Raw genomic sequence first — 19,984 nt, forward strand, 5'->3', positions numbered from 1 at the left:
CGATGTCAGTGAGCCTCGACAGGTGCTCTCAGGTCGGCGGTGATGTCGCCGAATTTCAGCGCCTCGGCATCGTACTCGTCGTGCCGGGAGCGTTCATCGAGTGCCGCGGCATGCCAGTGCTGCATGGCGGGAAGGGCCAGCAGGGCCGTCAGGTATCGGCTCGCCACTGGGTTGGACAGTGTCACGCCATAGGTCTGGACCCGGAAGGCGATCGGGCAATAGAATGCGTCTACGGCGGTGAATGTGTCCCCGGCCAGGAACGGGCCGCCGAAGCGGTCAATACCTTCGCCGATGATGGCTTCGATCCGGCGCCAGTCAGCGTCAGCCGCCGCGTGGGGTGCGCGCAAGGCGACACGCAGGCCGCAATTCATGCCATAGACGCTGCGCAGTGCAGTGAAGCCGGAATGCATCTCGGCAGCGGCGCTGCGCGCCCATGCCCGACGGATGCGATCCTGAGGCCAGATATGGTCGAATGTCTCGGCGAGGTATTCCGTGATCGCCTGGGAATCCCATACCTGGACATCGCCATCCACGAGCAGCGGAAGCTGCCCGGTTGGGCTGAGCCCGGCAAAGTGCCGCCCCTGCAGAGACGCCTTGTAGAAGACCACCTGTTCCTCGAAGGCGATCCCGGCCTGTTTCATCAGGATCCAGGGGCGCAGCGACCAGGATGAATAGTTCTTGTTGGCGACATAGAGCTTCACGTGGGGTCTCCCTTCCGTGATGAGACATATCGCGGCCGGCCTCAGCCGCGCAACGCCGTCGCCGCTGCCGTGGAGCCCTCCGGCACCTCTGCGAGCGATTGCGCCAGCCGCTCGGCCAGGAAGTCGATGGCGATGCGGATGCGGCGCAGGCGGGATTTCCGGCCCACCCAGGCCAGCGAAACCGGTAGCGGCTCTGGCTCGAAATCAGTGAGGACGTGCACCAGCCTGCCGGCCGCCACATCGAGCGCCGCCTGGTAGGATAATACCGTCACGATACCCTGTCCCGAACGCGCCGCCGATAGCGCCACGTCGGGGTGGTCGACTGAAAAGCGCGCTGGGAGATCGAGGCTCAGCGGCTTGCCGTGTTCGACGAACTTCCAGGCCGTGGCCGCACCCATTCTTGCGTGTTCGATCAACCGGTGTCCCGCCAGCGCCTCGGGGTGGGCCGGCGTGCCATGCGCCTGCAGATACTCCGGGCTGGCGACATTGACGCGCCGCACCGTCCCGACCACCCGGCGCGTGAGAGTCTGGTCCGCGATCGTACCAACCCGCACCGCCAAGTCTGCCGTATCATCCTGTAGGTCGACGAGCTGGTCGGAAAGGCTAAGCTCCACCGACAGGCCCTCATAGAGGTCGAGAAACGCGCCGATATGGGGCGCCACATGGTCGCGCCCGAAAAACAGCGGCGCGGTGATCCGCACCTTGCCCCTGGGGTCGGCCACGCGCCCGGCCACTTCCGAGACCGCTTCCTGGTAGCCGATGAGGATGTTGCGGCTCTGCTCGACGAGTTGGCGCCCGGCATCGGTCGGCTGGCAGCGCCGCGACGACCGCTCCACCAGCGGCGCGCCAACGCGCGCCTCGAGGTCCGCCAGTATGCGCGTGATGGTGGGCGGCGAGCGGCGCAGGTGTCTGGCAGCGGCACTGAGGCTGCCGGTATCGCAGATGGCGAGCAGGACTTCGAGTTCCGCGAGGCGATCGGTCAATTTCGTTTTCCGGAATGTTGGCTTACTGTTTTTCCACCTCCTTATCAAAAGCGCAACGAACTAGGTTCGCGAGGACTGAGGGCAGGCCAGTTGCCTGCCCGAATGCACGCGTTCGATTTTTCGACGCGGAAAGGATTTGCAATGTCAGACCTGATTTCAATCACCGGGGCGTCCGGTAAGACCGGCCGGCGCGTCGCCGAGCGCCTCCGCGCCGCCGGACGGATGGTTCGGCCCCTGTCGCGCAACACATCGCCAACCTTCGACTGGACAGATCAGGCCGGCTGGCAGGATGCCCTCGCCGGTTCGTCGGCAGCCTATATCGCTTATGCGCCGGATATCGCCCTGCCAGGGGCGGTCGATGATGTCGCCGCCTTCATCGATGTCGCGCTACGGGCGGGTGCCAGGCGACTTGTGATGCTGTCCGGTCGTGGCGAAGCGGAAGCCGTGGCCGCAGAAGAGGTGCTCAAGGCCTCGGGTGCCGACTGGACCATCGTGCGCGCCAGTTGGTTCTGCCAGAATTTCAGCGAAGGCTTTTTCGTGGACGAGGTCCTGGGTGGCAGGGTGCATTTCCCGCGCCTCGATACGCCGGAGCCCTTTGTCGATGCCGACGACATTGCCGATGTTGTGGCCAACGCATTCCTCGACCCGCACCACATCGGGCAGCTTTACGAGGTGACCGGCCCTGAACTTCTGACCTTTCGGCAGGCATTGGAGACGATCGGCGCCGCAACCGGTCGCTCTCTGGAGACGGTTCCCGTCTCGATCCCGGATTACCTGGCGGCCCTGCGCCAGGCACAGGTCCCCGAAGTCTATGTCGGCCTGCTCGGTTACCTCATCGAGGAAGTGCTCGATGGCCGCAATATGAGCACGGCTGATGGGATCGAACGGGCGCTGGGACGTCCGGCACGAAGCTTCCGCGACTATGCCGAGGCGGCTGCGCGTGCCGGTGCCTGGCCGGCGAGCAAGGTGGCCTGATGGCTTTGTTCCAACTGGTACTCCTCGGCTTGGGCGCCCTCGGTTGCGCCGTCATCAGCGGCGTCTATTTCGCCTTCTCGACATTCATCATGACGGCGTTGGCCCAGCGGGGTCTGGCCGGCGCCGAAGCCATGCGCAGCATTGATGAAGTCATCCTGCGCTCGGCATTCATGCCGCTGTTCTTCGGCACCACCCTGGCGAGCCTCGCCATCGGGGTCGCCAGCCTGTTCCAGCTCGGAACGCCGGCTGGCTGGGCGATGTTGGCAGGGGCCGTGGTCTACCTGCTCGGCATGTTCGGCTGTACTGTCCTGTTCAACGTGCCGCTCAACAACCGCCTGGCGGACACGCCGCTCGCGACCATCTGGCCAGTCTACCTGCGGGAATGGACGGGCTGGAACCACGTGCGAACCGTGGCGAGCGTGCTCGCTGCATCTCTCTTCTTATACGCCCTGACGGCCTGCAAGCCGTGCTGCTCCTGAGCCTGGGCAAAGGAACACCCGATGACGAAAATCGTATGCAACATGGCCATATCGCTGGACGGCTTCGTGGCCGGTCCAAACCAGAGCGAAGCCTTTCCCTTTGGCGAGCGGGTCGATGAGCGCCTGCATCGCTGGATGTTCGAGGATGCCGAGAACAATGCCGACGAACTCGCCGCGCTGAATTCGCACAGTGCCTACGTCATGGGCCGCAACATGTTCGGGCCCATTCGCGGGCCGTGGCATGGCGACTGGCAAGGCTGGTGGGGCGATGAGCCGCCCTATGCCGCGCCGGTATTCGTCTTGACCCACCACGCGCGCGAACCGCTGGTCAAGGGCAAGACCACCTTCACCTTCCTGACCGAGGGCTTCGAGGCCGCTTTGCGGCTTGCGACCAAGGCTGCGGGAAGTGGCAGCGTCGGCATAGCGGGTGGCGCCGACGTGGCGCGCCAGGCCCTTACCTCGGGCGTCGTTGATCAGCTTGTCGTCCATGTCGCGCCGGTCGTGCTCGGCGCCGGCGAAAATCTCTTCACCGATCTCGACCACCTGTGGCTCGAGCAGGTGTCCGCCCGGGCTACGCGCCACGCCACCCACATCACCTACAACATCCTCAACGATTGAGCGGACCATGCGCGATCCACACGACTGGGACTGGCTCGTCGGGCGATGGGCGGTCCGCCACCGAAAGCTCCGGCAGCGCCTCATCGGCAGCACCGACTGGTATGAGTTCGACGGCACCTGCACCAACTGGCCGATCTTGGGAGGTGCCGGCAATGTCGATGACAATGTCTTTGACGCTCCCGAGGGGCGCTATCGCGGTGTCGGCTTGCGTACACAGGATCCCGAGACCGGGCTCTGGGCGATCTGGTGGCTCGATTCCCGTGTGCCCGATCGCCTCGACACCCCGGTGCGCGGCTCCTTCCACAACGGCGTCGGCACCTTCACCAGCGAAGACGCGTGGGACGGCACGCCTATTCTCGTCCGCTTCCAATGGTCCGAGATCACCGGCACCACGGCGCGCTGGGAACAGGCCTTCTCAACCGACCGGGCCGCCACCTGGGAGGTCAACTGGCTGATGGATTTCAAACGCATTGAATAACGCGCCGGCCAGCCCTTTGCCGCGCCAGAAACAGAAAGTTGAACGATGAAAATTGAACGTCTTGCCATTGCCGCGCTCTCTGCGGCCATGTTGTCTCCCGCCGTCGCCGCCGAAGAACTTTCCCAGCGCGTGCTCGTTTTTGGCGACTCCAACACCTGGGGCGCCATTCCCTCCGCAACCACGCCCGGCCATCGCTATCCGGCCGAAAGCACCTGGCCTTATATTCTCGACACGCTGCTCCCGGCGGATGTGGACGTGATCGCCGAAGGGCTCGGCGGCCGCACCACGGATTTCGACTCCGATCCCGGCGGGGTCTATCGCTATAGCGGCGCCGAAATGCTCCCCTCGGTGCTGGCCTCGCACCGGCCGATCGATGTCCTGGTCATCATGCTGGGCACCAATGATCTCTTTGCGGCCCATGATCGCTCGATCGAGGACATCGCCCTTGGGGTGGAACACCTCGTCACGCTCGCGCAGGAGACCCGGCCCCCGGGCACCAATGAGCCGGCGCCGCGCATTCTCGTTGTCGCTCCACCGGCCATCGATGAGACCATCGAAGGGACGCCCTTTGCCAGCTATTTCGAAGGCGGCGTCGAGAAATCGCAGGGTTTTCCCGAGGCCTATGCCGAAGTGGCTGAGCGCCTCGGCGTCGGCTTCTTTGATGCCGGCTCCGTGGTCGCCACCGATACGGAAGATGGCATACATTTCGACCTCGATGATCATGCCGCCCTTGCGGCCGCCATCGCTGCGCCCGTGAAAGATCTTCTCGACGCCGAATGACCGGTGCTCAACACCTGGGAGGGGCATATGCCCGCAAGCTATACCTTTGATGTTTACTCGACCCTCGACGGCTTCGGTTCTTACGGCGAGGCAGGTGATTGGGGAGGCTACTGGGGCAAGGAGGGGCCGGAATTCCTCAAGCGCCGCCTCGATATCTATCAGCAGGACCAGATCATGGTCCTCGGCGCCAACACGTTCCGCGATTTCGTCTCCATGCTGGGCCCGCGGACCGGGGCGCTGCGCGAACTCGATCCGGTGAACACCGCCATGCGCAACATGCGCACCACAGTCATCTCGCGCGGTTTCGATGGTGAGCTCGATTGGCCCGACGCGACGCTCGTGGCCGACGACGCGGTCACCGCCGTCGCCGAGCTCAAGGCAAAGTCCGACGTTCCCTTGCGCTCGCATGGCAGCCTGTCGATGAACCGGTCGCTGCTCAAGGCCGGTCTCGTCGACCAGATCCAGCTCACCATCTTCCCGGCCCTCAGCGGCAGGACGGGGACTTTCCCCATCTTTGCCGGCGCCGAGGATTTCGACCTGCAGCTCATCAGCAGCCGCACCTATGACGGTCACATCCAGGAGCTGATCTACCGGCCCACCCTGCATGGGTAAGGGCTGGGGGGCGAGGGGAGGGCGATAGCTCTCCCTTTTTTGTCGCTCGGAGTTGGGTGGATTGCCGCACAAGCTGCCGGCACTTGTTCGAGGCTGGGGGCATCGATCCCGTGTCACGGCTGGAAAGTCTGATCCTCACAACGCGTCGCGACTCTGCGTCGCATAAGTAGTGATCCGGATATCGCCGTGGGAAAAGCGGTGCACGCTGCCCCGGCGAGGGGAGAGCGCACAAATGATCGGAGATTTCAGGTACGAGACCCGGCCCAGCCAGGATTGCATCGCCATTCGCATGCTCTGGGAGGAGGGCGAGCGCTACGGCGTCCTCGAAATGCCGCATGAAATTCACGACGACATGGTGGCGGACGACTGGCCGGCATCGGATGGGCCCATGAGCATTAACAGCGCCCTGGCCTATGGCCTCTTCCTCTCCCTCCAATCCGGCCGCGCCCTCCGCCTCACCGGCGACGTCACCGTCTGGAAAGACCAATGGGGCCACATCCTGAAACGAAACTAGCGCCCGGAACTGCCAGCCCGGTGAGGCGACCTACCCGTGATTCCTTACAGCCACCAGGCCGCGCGCCAATCGGCCGGTGATCCACTGAGCAAAGGGTTTATTAAGATTTGGCTGGGGAACCTGGATTCGAACCAAGATCGACGGAGTCAGAGTCCGCTGTTCTACCATTGAACTATTCCCCAGCAGGTGCCTGCTGGCAGGCGGCGCGGGAGCCGGTGAGGGCTCGCAAATGCGGCGCGGGGTCTCATTAGACAAAGCTCGATGAGATTGCAAGCGTCTGCAGCCGGGCAGGGCGCGGAATTGTGGAAACTGCACTTGCCCGTTACGCCGAGCGTCGACGACGGGGCATCCCCCTTGGCGCCGCAGACGTAAGGAGATGCCCCTGCATGGCGCGCATGGCGGCAAGTCCTTGTGGGACCATCCTGTCCATTGCGCTCGGCGCCCCCTTGCTCTACCCTCGCTTTCGACAACGCAACATAGACGTGCGTTCGGGCGCGGCCGGGTTTCCCGGTCTTCTGCGACCGCGCACGAAGGAGCCTTCAGTGACCGATTCTGTTCGGTCCGCCGCTGCCTCGGCCCTTGTGGACGAGGCAGGGGCCGGCGCGCCTTCCGGCCATGCCCGGAGGGAGCGGGGCGGTTCGCCGCCTTCCGCCCACGCGCCGGATCAGCGGACGCCTGCCGCCCCCAATCCGCGCCGCGGTCGTGGACCGCTCTATGCTGCGCTCGACCTCGGGACCAATAATTGCCGCCTACTCATCGCCCGCCCGCATGATCGCGGTTTTCGCGTGCTCGACGGATTTACCCGCATCGTCCGGCTGGGCGAGGGCGTCTCCGTCACTGGGCGCCTCAGCGACGCGGCCATGGAACGCACGATGGAAGCGCTGCGCCAATGCCGCAACAAGCTGCGCGACCACCAGCCCACGCGCATGCGCCTGATTGCCACCGAGGCTTGCCGCGCCGCCGAGAATGGCCCGGCATTCCTCGCCCGGGTCAAGAACGAGGTCGGGCTCGATCTCGAGATCGTCGATCGCCGCACCGAAGCGGAACTGGCGGTAACCGGCTGCGCCGACCTTATCGATGGCGAAGCCCAGGGCGCCCTGATGTTCGACATTGGAGGCGGCTCGTCCGAATTGGCGTGGCTCGATTTTCGCGGTGGCCGGCCGCGCGCCCAGGGCCGCATGTCGGCGTCCATCCGCTCCTGGCAGTCCATGCCGGTGGGCGTCGTCTCCATTGCCGAAAAATTCGGCGGCGTCGATGTTACGGCCGATGTCTTCGAAGCCATGGTCGCCCATGTCTCGACCCATCTCAGGCAATTCCGCGGCCGCGAAAAGCTGCGCCAGATGATCGGCACTCACAAGGTCCACCTGATCGGCACGTCGGGCACGGTGACCACTCTGGCGGGGCTGCATCTGGGGCTGGAGCGTTATGAGCGGCAGAAGGTCGACGGCCTCTGGATGCGCCGCGACGAGGTCAACGAGACCATGCGCGCGCTGCTGGGCATGCCGTTCGAGCGCCGGGTGGCCCATCCTTGCATCGGCAAGGATCGCGCCGATCTCGTTCTGCCCGGCTGCGCCATTTTCGAAGCCATCCGCCGCGAATGGCCCACCGAACGCGTCCGCGTCGCCGATCGGGGCCTGCGCGAAGGCATCCTGATTTCGCTGATGGACGCCGACCGCGCGCAGAAGCGCCCCAACCGCTATCCGAGGAGGCAGGGCAATGGCCAATAACAAGGCGCTGGGCACGGGCGGCCGCAAGTCCGACAAGGATTTCAAGATCCGCGTGAAGACCGCCAAGGGCCGCAAGGTCGCCTCGACCAAATGGCTGGAGCGCCAGCTCAACGACCCCTATGTGGCGCGCGCGCGCGCCGAAGGCTATCGCTCACGTGCGGCCTTCAAGATCAAGGAAATGAACGAGAAGCAGAAGTTCTTCAAGCGCGGCAGCCGGGTCGTCGACCTCGGCGCGGCGCCCGGAGGGTGGTCGCAGGTCGCCGCTGCCGCCGTCGGCTCCACCGATGCCAATCCGCTGGTGGTTGGCATCGACTATCTCGACATGGACCCCATTCCCGGCGTCATCCTGTTCAAGAAGGATTTCACCGAGGATGACGCGCCGGCTCTGCTGATCGAGGCGCTGGGCGGTCACAAGGTCGACCTGGTGATGAGCGACATGGCCTGGCCCACAACCGGTCACCGCGCCACCGACCACCTGCGCATCGTCCATCTGATCGAGATCGCCGCCGATTTCGCGATTCAGGTCCTGGCGCCGGGTGGCGCCTTCGTCGCCAAGGTTTTTCAGGGCGGCACCGAGCATGAGCTGCTGCACATGCTCAAGCGCCATTTTGCCACCACCTTCCACGTCAAGCCGCCGTCGAGCCGCAAGGATTCGGCGGAGGCTTACCTCGTGGCCAAGGGGTTCAAGGCGCGGCCGGACGATGACGAGGCTGGTGACAGCGAAGCCTGAGCCTTGCTGCCCCAAAGTCGCGCGCCCGAACAGGAACACAGCATGCTCCAGCAATTCGGTTCCGGCATCTGGGTCCACGACGGTGGCAGCGTCACGGGCGCCATGGGGTTTCACTATCCCACGCGCATGGCGATCGTCCGGCTCGCCGATGGCGGTATGCTGGTCTGGTCGCCCACTGCCCTGAGCGACGCCTTGCGCGCCGCTGTGGAAGCGCTGGGGCCTGTGCAGATCATCGTGGCCCCGAACACCTTGCATCATACCTTCCTCGGCCAATGGCAGGCGGCCTTTCCGCGCGCGCTCATCTTTGGCCTCCCCGCATTGCAGGCCACCCGTCCGGACCTTCGCTTTGACGCCGAACTCGGCGCGGTGCCACACCAGGATTGGGCTGTCGATCTAGACCAAGTGCTGCTGCCCGCAACGTCGGTGATGACCGAATTGGTCTTCTTTCACCGCCCGAGCGGCACCGTTCTGTTCACCGACCTGCTTCAGAACTTGCCGCGCGACTGGTATTCCGGCTGGCGTAATGTGATCGCCCGGCTCGATCTGATGACCGAGCCGGAACCGGCAGTCCCGCGAAAGTTCCGCATGGCCTTCGGCGGGAAGCCAGGCATGCGCGCCTCGATCGAACAGATCATCGCCTGGCCAGCCGAGCGGGTGCTGATGGCGCATGGCACGCCGGTGACGGCGGATGCTCCCGCTTTCCTCCAACGTGCCTTTGCCTGGCTGCGTTAGCCTGCGGAGGCAAACCGCCTAGGCAGCCTTCCGACCATAACGCTCGATGACATCCGCGAGCGCCACATGTCCCTGCATCGCGCCTGATCCCACCGGCGTCTCGCCGGCTTCGACGGCCGTGGCGAAAATCACAGCCGGGTCAGCCTCCAGCCGCAGGCGAATGGTCGCCAGTTTTGGCCAGCGTCCTGGCTTGTCGATCTCGTGATAGTCGAGCCAGCGGGCGACCCCGATCAGCACGGCATCGGCAAGGCTCGGATGGTCGCCGGCAAGATAGGGCGTCTCGCCGATCATGGCTTCCAGCTTGTCATGCCGCTCGACGACTCCCGCCTTGCCGATTCGCTGCAACACCGAAATGGTGGCCGGGTCAGGTTCGTCCATTTCGAGCGCCGTCCAGAGCGGGCTGAACGCTCCTGTAAAGCCGGTATTGATAAAGCCCAGCATCTGCCACATCCGATCGGCCTCGGCGCTTCTGGGCGCGAAGCTGATCTTGTGGTGCTCGTCGCGCGCCGCGAGCCAGGCGGCAATCGCCATGGTTTCGGTAACAGGGCGGCCATCGGCCGTGATCAGAGCCGGCGTTTCGTGCCGTCCATTGATGCGCGCATAACTGGGATCGCGCATCTCGCCCAGCATGTCGACGCGGCACAGCCGATAAGGCTGCCCGAGCCATTCGAGCGCCGCGATGAGCCCCATGGAGCTGCCGGCCGGGTAGCCGTAGACAAGGATCGGTTCCATTGTTCATCCTTCGAGATTTCCAGGTGTCGCTGCGCAGCGGGGTGGAACCTAACCCCCGCCATGCTTAAGTAAATTACGGACATTTTTGTAACCAGGAGACGAGGATGCAGACCGTCGTATCCGATTGCCCGATCGAGGACGTCATGCGCGTGCTGTCCGGCCGCTGGCCCGCGCTGCTGCTTTACTACCTCAAGGAGGGTACGAGGCGCTTCTCCGACCTGCAGCGCGATAATCCCACCTTGTCGCACCGCATCCTGTCGCTGGAATTGCGCAAGCTCGAACAGGCCGGGCTCGTGGCGCGTACGGCCTTTCCCGGCTATCCGCTGCGCGTGGAATACGACCTGACGCCCGCCGGCGCCCAGTTGGTGCCGCTGATCGACGGCTTGGCGGACTGGTGGGAAGCGAGCGCCTCTCTCAGGGCCCGCCATGCCACAACCGCAGAGGTCTGATCGGGCTAGTGCACGCCCGGACCGGCCAGCAACTGGTGGCCGGCATTGCGGGGCAGCCGCAGAAACAGCAGCGTCGCGATGAAACCCACGGCGGCCACCACATAGAAGGCGATGTGGAAGTCCACCAGCGCCAATTCTTCGCCGCCGCGCAGCCGGTGCGCCAGCTCCAGCGTGCCGCCGCCCAGCGCCACGCCCATGGCAAACATGAGCTGGCCCCAGACCTGGCTCATCACATTGGCCTGGCCGGCATCCTTGTCCTCGATATCGGCGAAGGTGAAGGCGTTCGATCCGGTCCAGAACATTGATTGCCAGAAGCCGGTGAATACGAGGACGGCAAGGATCAGCGGAATGGGCGTCGACGGGTCATAAAAGCCCATGACCAGGATGCCCGCAGCACCGATAGCGGTTGAAACCACCAGCGGATACTTGAAGCCCCAATGGGCGAAGAACCAGTTGGCGACGAATTTTGCCGCTAGCGCGCCTATGGCCCCGGCAAAGGTCACCATGCCGCTTTCGAACGGCGACAGCCCGAAGGTTAGTTGCAACATCAGCGGAAACAGGAACGGCGTCGCGCCCTGGCCGAGGCGGAAGAACGTGCCGGCAACGATGGCGATGCGAAAGTTGCGCACCTTGAGCAGCCTGAGGTCGAGCAGCGGATATTCGGTGCCCAGCGCGTGGCGGGTGTAGAAATATCCGAGCCCGATGCCGACCGAGGCGGCGACGACGCCGATAACGGGGGGCAGGGCGGGCAGGCTCACCACCGAACACCCGAAGGCGAACAGGGCGAAGGCGAGGCCCGCCAGCACGAACCCCTTGCCGTCGATGTCGCGGGGCCGATTGCGGGTGTCGTTGGGCAGCACGAAGCCAACCAGCACGATCCCCAGAATGCCGATCGGCACGTTGATGATGAAGATCCAGTGCCAGGAGAAATAGGTGGTCAGGAACCCGCCGAAGGGCGGGCCGACGATCGGGCCGATCAGAGCCGGAATGGTCAGCCAGGCCATGGCATCCACGAGTTGGTGCCGGGGCGTCATCCGCACCAGCACGAGACGCGCCACGGGTCCCATCATCGCGCCACCCATGCCCTGGACGAAGCGCGCGCCCACGAATTGGGCTAGCGACCCGGAAAAGGCACACGCGATCGACCCGATCATGAACACCAGCATGGCCACGCGGAAGACGCGCCGTGCGCCGAACCGGTCCGCCATCCAGCTCGAAATGGGGATGAAAATGGCCAGCGCCACGAGGTAGGCGGTGAGCGCCAACTTCAGCGAAATGGGGTCAGTGCCGATATCCGCGGCGATGGCGGCCAGCGACGTCGCGATCACCGTCGAGTCCATGTTCTCCATGAACAGTGCGGTGGCGAGGATGAGAGGCATTGTACGCGACACGTTCAGCTCGACCCGGGACCGGGCCGCTCACTTCTGGCAATGGCCTTGTGGCCGGAAACATTGCTGCCCGCATCATGCGGCAGGCGGAAATAGACGATTCCGGCAAGGGCGCTCATGCCCCCGACGGTGAAAAAGGCAATCTGAAAATTGAGCAGCGTCAGGTGGCCGCCGCTGAAGACGCTGGAGAGTTCAAGAATGGCCCCTGCCACCGCAACGCCAAAGGCCACCGACAGTTGCTGTGCCACGGCCACGATTGCGGTCGCCTGGCTCGCTTCCTCGTCGGAAACGTCGGCATAGCCGATGGCATTGGAGCCGGTGAAAAAGAGCGAGCGCAGCACGCCGCCGGCCAGTAGCACCAGCATCATGATCGGGGCAGGGGTCGTGGCCGTAAAAAGCCCCTGCGCCGCGATCAGGGCCCCGCCGAACACCGCGGCAAAGCCCAGCACGCGCGGAAAACCGAAACGGGCAAAGATCTTCTCGACCACGAACTTGCTGATGATGGCGCCGATGGCGGCAATGAATGTAATGGCGCCGGATTGGAATGGATTGAGGCCGAAGGCGAGCTGCAGCATCAGCGGCAAGAGGAACGGCATGGCGCCGACCCCGATGCGGAAAAACGAGCCGCCGGTGATCGATGCGCGGAACAGCGGATGCCGGAACAGTTTGGGGTCGAGCAGGGGATACTTGGTCTTCCGCGCATGCAGCAGGTAGAGCACCGCCGCTGTCACCCCCACGGCCAGTGTCAGGTAGCCATAAATGATTGGCAGCGCCGGCAGGCTGATGACCGAAAGGCCGAAGACCGAGCCGGAAAAGGCCACCGCGGCGATGAAGAAGCCGACAATGTCCACGGGCCGAGGCGTCCGCTCGTCCGGCACCTTGAGATAGATGCTCGACAGGATGATGCCGGCAACGCCGATGGGGATGTTGATCCAGAAGATCCAGTGCCAGGAAAGATAGGTCGTGAGGAACCCGCCAATCAGCGGCCCGGTCACCGGCGCCACAAGGGCCGGTATGGTCAGCCAGGCCATGGCCGCCACCAGCTCGTTGCGCGGCGTCGAGCGCACCAGCAAGAGGCGCCCCACCGGCGTCATCATCGACGAACCGATGCCCTGGAAAAAGCGTGAGGCCACGAAGGTTTCGAGCGAAAAGGCAAAGGAACAGGCGAGCGATCCAAGCATGAACACGAAGATCGCCAGCCGAAAGATGTTCTTGGCCCCGAACCGGTCCGCCATCCAGCCGCTGATCGGGATGAAAATGGCGAGCGCCACGAAATAGGCCGTAAGCGCGAGCTTCAGCGCGATCGGTTCTGTTCCGATGTCGGCCGCGATGGCGGGCAGCGATGTGGCGATGACGGTCGAATCCATCTGTTCCATGAACAGGGCGACCGCCAGGATGAGCGGGGTAACGCGGATCACGGGAGAATGACCGGTTGAATCGGGGACGCCGCGAATGCGACGCCGACACTATGGGCCGCCCAGCCGGGTCCGCCTAGTCGTAAAATGCGCTATCTTGTATGGAAGTGCGGTTACCAACGCGACGTCAGCGCCTTGCAGACCTTCGCATCGGCCACATGCAGCAGGAATTGCTTGTCGTCGAGGCCAGGTTCGATCGGAAAGCTGGCTTCCTCGCCATCGCTGCCGCATTCGCTTTCCATGCGAATGTAACCATAGGCCTCGAGATCGGCGAGCACCGAGCCGCCGTCGCGCAGCTCCAGCGCCAGTCCGCCCCCGTCGCAATCGACGCCGCAGCGCACCTCGCCCTCATAGGCCGAGCATCCACCGCTGGTCGTGCCATCCGTCCCATCGCGCAGGGTGGCGTCGAGCCCGAACACATACATGCCCTCGTCGGCGCCCTCGAACAGCTTGTGGGCCATGGCCAGGGTCATCTGGGTGACCTTCTGGTCAGGGTGGGACGCCAGGTGCGCTTCGTCGTAGACGCGCTGCCAGCAGGCCGTGGCGCCATCCTCGGCGGGCAGAAAATCGCTGAGCTCCGCGGCCACCACGCTGGCGGCCGACAGAGCCATCATGCCGACGACAAAACCCTTCAGGCGCATTTGCATCTCCCCTGCATTGCGTGCAGATCATGCCGGAATTCCGGGCACTAGGCAAAGGCCGACGCGGGTGCTATTGACCCTCGCCAACCTGAGCCCGGCGAGTCCACCTGTCCGGCTCTCACTCCAACATCTCTGATTGTATCAGAAGGCAGGAAGGGTCTGGCCTTGGCGAAGATTATTACCACCATTACTGGCGATGCGGCGCTCACCTTCGACGACGTGCTGCTGCAGCCGGCGCGCTCCGACATCCTTCCCACCGAAACCGATATTTCCACCTATGTCACCAAGGACATAGCGCTCAATCTGCCGATCCTGAGTTCGGCCATGGACACCGTCACCGAAGCCAACATGGCTATCGCCATGGCGCAAGCCGGCGGCATGGGCGTGATCCACAAGAACCTGACTGCTGCCGAGCAGGCCGAGCAGGTCCGCATGGTCAAGTCGTTCGAAAGCGGCATGGTGGTCAACCCGATCACCATTGGCCCGGACGCCACTCTGGCCGACGCGTTGCAGCTCATGCAGCGCAGCCGCATTTCGGGCATCCCCGTGGTCGAGAATGGCGGCACTGGCGGCCGCGCGATCGGCAAGCTGGTGGGCATCCTCACCAATCGCGACGTGCGCTTTGCTTCCCATCCGGCCCAGCCGATCCGCGAACTGATGACCCACGAAAATCTCGTGACGGTCCGCGATGGCGTCTCCAAGGACGAAGCCAAGGTCCTGCTGCACAAGCATCGCATCGAAAAGCTGCTGGTGGTGGACGAGGACTATCGCTGCATCGGCCTCATCACCGTCAAGGATATTGAAAAGGCCCAGCTCCACCCCAACGCCGTCAAGGACGAGCAGGGGCGTCTCCGCGTCGCCGCCGCGTCGACGGTTGGCGACAATGGCTTCGAGCGCTCCCTGGCCCTCATCGATGCCGGGGTCGATCTCCTCGTCATCGACACCGCCCATGGCCATTCGGTGCGCGTCGCCGAGGCCGTCGAACGCGTCAAGCGCGAGAGCAATTCCACGCGCATCGTCGCCGGCAATGTCGCGACCGCCGAAGCCACCCGCGCGCTGATTGATGCCGGGGCCGATGCGGTCAAGGTCGGCATCGGTCCGGGCTCGATCTGTACCACCCGCATCGTCGCTGGTGTGGGTGTACCCCAGCTTGCCGCCGTCATGGGCTGCGCCGAAGAAGCCGCCAAGTCCGGTGTGCCCGTCATTGCCGACGGTGGAATCAAGTTCTCAGGAGACATGGCTAAGGCATTGGCGGGCGGCGCTTCCTGCGTCATGGTCGGCTCGCTGCTTGCCGGCACGGACGAAGCACCGGGCGAGGTCTTCCTCTATCAGGGCCGCTCCTACAAGTCCTATCGCGGCATGGGCTCGGTTGGTGCCATGGGCGCCGGCTCGGCCGACCGCTACTTCCAGCAGGATGTGCGCGACCAGATGAAGCTGGTCCCGGAAGGTATCGAAGGTCAGGTGCCCTACAAGGGTCCCGTCAACGCCGTGTTGCATCAGTTGGCCGGCGGCCTGCGCGCTTCCATGGGCTATACCGGCGCCCATACGCTCAGCGACTTCCGCGACAACTCGGTTTTCGTGAAGATTTCCGGCGCCGCCCTCAGCGAAAGCCATGTCCACGACGTGACCATCACCCGCGAAGCACCGAATTATCGCAGCGGTCGCTGACGCACTTCTCCCCTGCAACGTCCGGCCCCAGGCCGGCGTTGTGGGCTGGTGGAGGAGCAAATGAGCGAAAGCCATTATATAGTCAGCCTGCGCGACGGAGCCTGGCAACATGCCAATCGCGGGACCACGTCAGCGCCGTTCAAGAGCCGCGATGCCGCGATCCAGGCAGCCATAGACGACGCCAGGGAATCCGGCGATCCGGCCGCCGAGGTCATTGTGCAGGACCCGGAAACGACGGCCGAGACCGTCTGGCGATCCGGCCAGGACAACTAACGAAGCCCGACGGCGTCCCTGCGGCGTTGGCGCTTGAAACCTCTCTGCTGCCAGGAGCCGCCATGCCCCTTGTCGACAAGCTGCTGATCCTGGCCATTGGCGCCCAGGTCTTTTTGGCCATTGCCATTCTCGTCCTCATGGGCCGCGAGCGGGTGCCGCGCGTCATGTCTGGCGAGATTCCGGTGGCCGACATCGCGGTCGAGCGCAGCGGCTATCCCCTGAAGGCCCGGCTGCTCTCCAACAGCTTCGACAACCAGTTCCAGTTGCCGGTGCTCTTCTTCGTCGGCGCGCTACTGCTCCTGCAATTGGGATTTGTCTCCTGGGTCGATGTTCTCCTCGCCTGGCTCTTCGTGGCCCTGCGCATCGCCCACGCCGCCATTCACGTCACGTCCAACGACGTGCCGCGCCGGTTCGCCGCCTATTCGGCCGGCCTTGCAGTGCTGACCCTATTCTGGCTATGGCTCCTCATTCGTATCCTTCTCGTTCCGAGTGCCTGATCCATGCGCCTACCCGGCCGACTTGCCGCCGCCATTGAAGTTCTGACCGATGTGGAAACGCGGCATCGCCCCGTTTCTGAAGCGCTCAAGGCCTGGGGCATCAACAACCGCTTCGCCGGGGCCGGCGATCGCGCGGCCATCGGTAATCTGGTCTACGACGCGCTGCGCCGCCGGACCTCCCATGCTGCCGCCATGGGCAGCGACAGCCCGCGCGCCCTGGTGCTGGCCGTCGCCATGCGCGACTGGGGCGAGACGTCAGAAAGCCTCAATGCCGCCTTCGCCGCGGACACGCACGCCCCCGCCGCCCTGAGCGACGACGAAGCTGCCGGTGCGACTGCCGATCTCTCCACGGCATCCCCCATTGCTCAGTCCGACTTTCCCGAGTGGTTGGCGCCCTCGCTCGAGCGCGCCTTCGGCGCCGATTGGATTGCCGAGGGTCGCGCCATGGCCGGTCGCCCATCGCTCGACTTGCGCGTCAACGCGCTCAAGGCCACGCCCGAAAAGGTCATGAAGTCGCTGGCCCGCTTTTCGCCTCAGCCCGCCGCCATTGCCCCCTTCGGCATCACCATGCCATCCGGCCCGCGCGACGCGCGCACCCCCAACGTCACCACCGACGAGGGCTATCAGAAGGGCTGGTTCGAGGTGCAGGACCAGGGCAGCCAGATCGTCGCAGCGCTGGCCGGCGCCCGCGAGGGCGAGCAGGTGCTCGATCTCTGCGCCGGGGCAGGGGGCAAGACCCTCGCTCTCGCCGCCACCATGGGCAACAAGGGCCAGATCTTCGCCCATGACAGCGACCGCTCGCGTCTCGCACCCATTTATGATCGCCTCAAGCGCAACGGCGTTCGCAATGCCCAGGTCCGCTCGCCCAATCCGGGCGCTCTCGACGATCTCGTTGGAAAACTCGACCGCGTCGTCGTCGATGCGCCCTGTACCGGCACCGGCACCTGGCGTCGCCGTCCCGATACCAAGTGGAAGCTGACGCCGGAGCTTCTGGCCCAGCGCCAGTCCGAACAGGCGGCTCTGCTGGTCGAAGCCGCGCGCTATCTCAAGCCTGGCGGGACGCTGGTCTACATTACCTGCTCGATCCTGCCGGAAGAAAACGACGACCAGATTGCCGCCTTCCTCAAGGCAAACCCCGGCTTTGAAACTATCGATATGGCCAAGGCCTGGCGCCAGGCGCTGATCACCGACATTCCTCCCGGCCTCGTAACCTCCGGCGGCGGCATCTGCCTCACCCCGCGCCGCACCAATACGGACGGCTTCTACTGCCACCTGTTGCGAAAGGTGTGATCGTCATCTCCCGAAGGTGAACCACTCCGCCTCCCCTCACGTTCTCCATGCAACACGCTGTTGAACCGGAGACACGTCATGTCCGCCGCCACCTCGGAATACCGCACCCCCCAATCCTGGATCATCCTCGCCGTCTTCCTGGCCCTTGTGGTCGGTGTCGGTGCCCTCATCGGCACCCAGACCCAGCCGGGCGCCTGGTACGCCGACCTGCAGAAACCACCGCTCAATCCCCCCAACTGGGTGTTTGGCCCGGTCTGGTTCACCCTCTATGTGCTGATCGCCATCGCCGGCTGGCGGATCTGGATGGACGATCCGAAGTCCACCGCCATGAAGTTCTGGGGCGCCCAGATGCTCCTCAACTGGGCCTGGTCGCCAGTCTGGTTCGGTGCCAACATGCCCTGGCTCGCTTTCGCGATCATCGTCGCCATGTGGCTCAGCATTGTCGGGTTCATCATGACCGCGCGGCATCGCGATCCGCTCGCGGCATGGCTCTTCGTGCCCTACCTGGCCTGGGTGAGCTTCGCCACCTACCTCAACCTGTCGATCGCCTTGCTCAACTAGGCTCGCCGGCCCCGCAAATCTGCATGGCTAGCCCCTCAAGGCCGTGCTTGCGTTAATCCTGTGGCGAGGCTAAAGCCTCGCCATGCAGCACCCAGACACCGCCCCCCGCAACGACACCATCCTGATCGTCGACTTCGGCTCGCAGGTCACGCAATTGATCGCGCGGCGCATCCGAGAAACCGGCGTCTATTGCGAAATCCACCCGTTCCAGTCAGCGGGCGCCGCCATGGTCGCGCTCAACCCCAAGGGCGTCGTGCTGTCGGGAAGCCCGGCTTCGACGCTGGATGAGAATGCCCCGACCATCGATCCGGCCATTCTTGCTGCCAATGTTCCGATTCTCGGCATCTGCTACGGCCAGCAGGCGCTCTGCATGGCGCTCGGCGGCAAGGTGGAAGCCGGCCATCATCGCGAATTCGGCCGCGCCGAAGTCACGGTGCAGAAGCCTGCCGCGCTGTTCGAAGGCATCTGGGATGTCGGCACCGACCACCAGGTCTGGATGAGCCATGGCGACCGTGTCGTCGCTCTGCCCGAAGGCTTTGAAGTCGTGGGCACCTCGCCTAATGCTCCCTTCGCCATGATCGCCAACGAGGCGCGCCGCATCTGGGCTGTGCAGTTCCATCCGGAAGTCGTGCACACGCCCGATGGTGCCAAGCTCTACGCCAATTTCGTGCACCATATCTGCGGCATTGCCAGCAACTGGACCATGTCGGCCTATCGCCAGAAGATGATCGAGAAGATCCGCGAGCAGGTCGGTACCGGCCGCGTCATCTGCGGTCTTTCTGGCGGCGTCGACTCATCCGTGGCCGCCGTGCTGATCCACGAGGCTATCGGCGACCAGCTCACCTGCATCTATGTCGATCACGGCCTGATGCGCCTCAATGAGAGCGAACAGGTCGTGACCATGTTCCGCGATCAGTTCAACATCCCGCTGGTCCATGTCGATGCGGCCAAGCTCTTCCTTGGTGAGCTCGAAGGCCAGTCCGATCCGGAAACCAAGCGCAAGATCATCGGGCGCCTTTTCATCGAAGTCTTCGAGGCCGAGGCCAAGAAGCTCGGCGGCGCCGATTTCCTTGCCCAAGGCACGCTGTACCCCGACGTCATCGAAAGCGTGTCCTTCACCGGCGGCCCCTCCGTCACCATCAAGAGCCATCACAATGTCGGTGGCTTGCCCGAGCGCATGAACATGAAGCTCGTCGAGCCGCTGCGCGAGCTCTTCAAGGACGAAGTCCGGGCCCTCGGCCGCGAGCTGGGCATCCCCGAGAGCTTCATCGGCCGCCATCCCTTCCCGGGCCCCGGGCTCGCCATCCGCTGCCCGGGCGGCATCACGCCCGAAAAGCTCGATATTCTACGCCAGGCCGACGCCATCTATCTCGACGAAATCCGCAAGTCTGGCCAGTACGACAAGATCTGGCAGGCCTTCGCCGTGCTGCTGCCGGTCCAGACCGTCGGCGTCATGGGCGATGGCCGCACCTACGAATTCGTCTGCGCCCTGCGCGCCGTCACCTCGGTCGACGGCATGACCGCCGATTTCTATCAGTTCGACATGAACTTCCTTGGGCGTACGGCAACCCGCATCATCAACGAAGTCCGCGGTATCAACCGCGTGGTCTACGACGTGACATCGAAGCCCCCCGGGACGATTGAGTGGGAGTGAGAGGCGACCGGCCCTAAGCCGGCCAAATCGCTCCGGTGGAGCGATTTGAGCCTCGAACGCCTGAGAGCTATGCTCGAAGGGCCCGGG

General features: G+C 64.4%; 23 protein-coding genes and 1 tRNA gene. 17 read left to right on the forward strand and 7 right to left on the reverse strand.

The window, feature by feature from the left end:
- Positions 1–5: 5 nt before the first annotated feature.
- Together JEQ47_RS11235 and JEQ47_RS11240 are read right to left on the reverse strand one after the other, a co-directional pair.
- Complete coding sequence (locus JEQ47_RS11235) at positions 6–701, reverse strand: glutathione S-transferase family protein (RefSeq protein WP_328768812.1); 696 nt, start codon at positions 699–701, stop codon at positions 6–8.
- Positions 702–742: 41 nt separating this feature from the next.
- The gene (locus tag JEQ47_RS11240) at positions 743–1,684 is read right to left on the reverse strand and encodes a LysR family transcriptional regulator (RefSeq protein WP_198876486.1); all 942 of its coding nucleotides are present in this window, start codon (positions 1,682–1,684) and stop codon (positions 743–745) included.
- A 141-nt stretch (positions 1,685–1,825) separates the two neighbouring features.
- Here JEQ47_RS11240 and JEQ47_RS11245 point away from each other — a divergent pair, with 141 nt between their 5' ends.
- From JEQ47_RS11245 to JEQ47_RS11275, 7 genes are all read left to right on the forward strand, one after another.
- The gene (locus JEQ47_RS11245; RefSeq protein WP_198876487.1) at positions 1,826–2,659 is read left to right on the forward strand and encodes an NmrA family NAD(P)-binding protein; all 834 of its coding nucleotides are present in this window, start codon (positions 1,826–1,828) and stop codon (positions 2,657–2,659) included.
- Entirely contained in the window at positions 2,659–3,138 is a 480-nt protein-coding gene (locus JEQ47_RS11250; RefSeq protein ID WP_198876488.1) for an anthrone oxygenase family protein, read from the forward strand. The genes JEQ47_RS11245 and JEQ47_RS11250 overlap by 1 nt, the downstream gene beginning before the upstream one ends.
- A gap of 21 nt (positions 3,139–3,159) precedes the next feature.
- A complete protein-coding gene (locus tag JEQ47_RS11255) occupies positions 3,160–3,756 on the forward strand; it encodes a dihydrofolate reductase family protein (RefSeq protein ID WP_198876489.1) in 597 nt (198 codons plus the stop codon).
- Between the two features lie 7 nt (positions 3,757–3,763).
- Positions 3,764–4,234, forward strand: a complete 471-nt coding sequence (locus JEQ47_RS11260; protein ID WP_198876490.1) for a DUF1579 domain-containing protein — start codon at positions 3,764–3,766, stop codon at positions 4,232–4,234.
- A 45-nt stretch (positions 4,235–4,279) separates the two neighbouring features.
- On the forward strand, positions 4,280–5,014 hold the full coding sequence (locus tag JEQ47_RS11265) for a GDSL-type esterase/lipase family protein (protein WP_198876491.1): 735 nt from the start codon (positions 4,280–4,282) through the stop codon (positions 5,012–5,014).
- 27 nt (positions 5,015–5,041) lie between these two features.
- On the forward strand, positions 5,042–5,626 hold the full coding sequence (locus JEQ47_RS11270) for a dihydrofolate reductase family protein (RefSeq protein WP_198876492.1): 585 nt from the start codon (positions 5,042–5,044) through the stop codon (positions 5,624–5,626).
- A 232-nt stretch (positions 5,627–5,858) separates the two neighbouring features.
- Positions 5,859–6,140 carry a hypothetical protein gene (locus JEQ47_RS11275; protein ID WP_198876493.1) on the forward strand — a complete coding sequence of 94 codons (282 nt, stop codon included), beginning with the start codon at positions 5,859–5,861 and terminating at the stop codon, positions 6,138–6,140.
- A 108-nt stretch (positions 6,141–6,248) separates the two neighbouring features.
- Here JEQ47_RS11275 and JEQ47_RS11280 read toward each other — a convergent pair.
- A tRNA-Gln gene (locus tag JEQ47_RS11280) sits at positions 6,249–6,322 on the reverse strand.
- 360 nt (positions 6,323–6,682) lie between these two features.
- Here JEQ47_RS11280 and JEQ47_RS11285 point away from each other — a divergent pair.
- From JEQ47_RS11285 to JEQ47_RS11295, 3 genes are read left to right on the forward strand one after another with little or no spacing between them, the layout of a single operon-like run.
- The gene (locus JEQ47_RS11285; protein WP_328768815.1) at positions 6,683–7,867 is read left to right on the forward strand and encodes a Ppx/GppA phosphatase family protein; all 1,185 of its coding nucleotides are present in this window, start codon (positions 6,683–6,685) and stop codon (positions 7,865–7,867) included.
- Positions 7,857–8,597, forward strand: coding sequence for an RlmE family RNA methyltransferase (locus tag JEQ47_RS11290; protein WP_198876494.1), 741 nt, complete (start codon positions 7,857–7,859; stop codon positions 8,595–8,597). Before JEQ47_RS11285 ends, JEQ47_RS11290 begins: the two co-directional genes overlap by 11 nt.
- 42 nt (positions 8,598–8,639) lie before the next feature.
- Positions 8,640–9,329 (forward strand): DUF4336 domain-containing protein, encoded by a 690-nt coding sequence (locus JEQ47_RS11295; RefSeq protein ID WP_198876495.1) that lies wholly within the window; start codon positions 8,640–8,642, stop codon positions 9,327–9,329.
- 18 nt (positions 9,330–9,347) lie between these two features.
- Here the strand turns inward: JEQ47_RS11295 and JEQ47_RS11300 are convergent, their stop codons facing one another.
- Complete coding sequence (locus tag JEQ47_RS11300) at positions 9,348–10,061, reverse strand: glutathione S-transferase family protein (RefSeq protein WP_198876496.1); 714 nt, start codon at positions 10,059–10,061, stop codon at positions 9,348–9,350.
- Positions 10,062–10,165: 104 nt separating this feature from the next.
- Here JEQ47_RS11300 and JEQ47_RS11305 point away from each other — a divergent pair, with 104 nt between their 5' ends.
- Entirely contained in the window at positions 10,166–10,510 is a 345-nt protein-coding gene (locus tag JEQ47_RS11305) for a winged helix-turn-helix transcriptional regulator (RefSeq protein WP_198876497.1), read from the forward strand.
- 5 nt (positions 10,511–10,515) lie between these two features.
- Here JEQ47_RS11305 and JEQ47_RS11310 read toward each other — a convergent pair whose 3' ends face one another.
- From JEQ47_RS11310 to JEQ47_RS11320, 3 genes are all read right to left on the reverse strand, one after another.
- The gene (locus JEQ47_RS11310; RefSeq protein WP_198876498.1) at positions 10,516–11,901 is read right to left on the reverse strand and encodes an MDR family MFS transporter; all 1,386 of its coding nucleotides are present in this window, start codon (positions 11,899–11,901) and stop codon (positions 10,516–10,518) included.
- Between the two features lie 2 nt (positions 11,902–11,903).
- The gene (locus tag JEQ47_RS11315) at positions 11,904–13,316 is read right to left on the reverse strand and encodes an MFS transporter (protein WP_198876499.1); all 1,413 of its coding nucleotides are present in this window, start codon (positions 13,314–13,316) and stop codon (positions 11,904–11,906) included.
- Positions 13,317–13,426: 110 nt separating this feature from the next.
- Positions 13,427–13,954 carry a hypothetical protein gene (locus JEQ47_RS11320; protein WP_198876500.1) on the reverse strand — a complete coding sequence of 176 codons (528 nt, stop codon included), beginning with the start codon at positions 13,952–13,954 and terminating at the stop codon, positions 13,427–13,429.
- A 165-nt stretch (positions 13,955–14,119) separates the two neighbouring features.
- On the opposite strand from JEQ47_RS11320, the gene guaB reads away from it, so the two are divergent.
- From guaB to guaA, 6 genes are all read left to right on the forward strand, one after another.
- On the forward strand, positions 14,120–15,622 hold the full coding sequence (gene guaB, locus JEQ47_RS11325) for an IMP dehydrogenase (protein WP_198876501.1): 1,503 nt from the start codon (positions 14,120–14,122) through the stop codon (positions 15,620–15,622).
- 60 nt (positions 15,623–15,682) lie between these two features.
- Positions 15,683–15,895, forward strand: coding sequence for a DUF2188 domain-containing protein (locus JEQ47_RS11330; protein ID WP_198876502.1), 213 nt, complete (start codon positions 15,683–15,685; stop codon positions 15,893–15,895).
- Between the two features lie 62 nt (positions 15,896–15,957).
- Positions 15,958–16,392, forward strand: coding sequence for an MAPEG family protein (locus JEQ47_RS11335; protein ID WP_198876503.1), 435 nt, complete (start codon positions 15,958–15,960; stop codon positions 16,390–16,392).
- Between the two features lie 3 nt (positions 16,393–16,395).
- Positions 16,396–17,682, forward strand: coding sequence for an RsmB/NOP family class I SAM-dependent RNA methyltransferase (locus JEQ47_RS11340; protein WP_198876504.1), 1,287 nt, complete (start codon positions 16,396–16,398; stop codon positions 17,680–17,682).
- A 78-nt stretch (positions 17,683–17,760) separates the two neighbouring features.
- Positions 17,761–18,243, forward strand: coding sequence for a TspO/MBR family protein (locus tag JEQ47_RS11345; protein ID WP_198876505.1), 483 nt, complete (start codon positions 17,761–17,763; stop codon positions 18,241–18,243).
- 82 nt (positions 18,244–18,325) lie between these two features.
- Positions 18,326–19,897: a glutamine-hydrolyzing GMP synthase gene (gene guaA / locus JEQ47_RS11350; RefSeq protein WP_198876506.1), complete on the forward strand. Its 1,572-nt coding sequence runs from the start codon at positions 18,326–18,328 to the stop codon at positions 19,895–19,897.
- Positions 19,898–19,984: the final 87 nt, after the last annotated feature.

The organism is Devosia sediminis (assembly GCF_016411825.1).
Classification (GTDB): Bacteria; Pseudomonadota; Alphaproteobacteria; order Rhizobiales; family Devosiaceae; genus Devosia; species Devosia sediminis.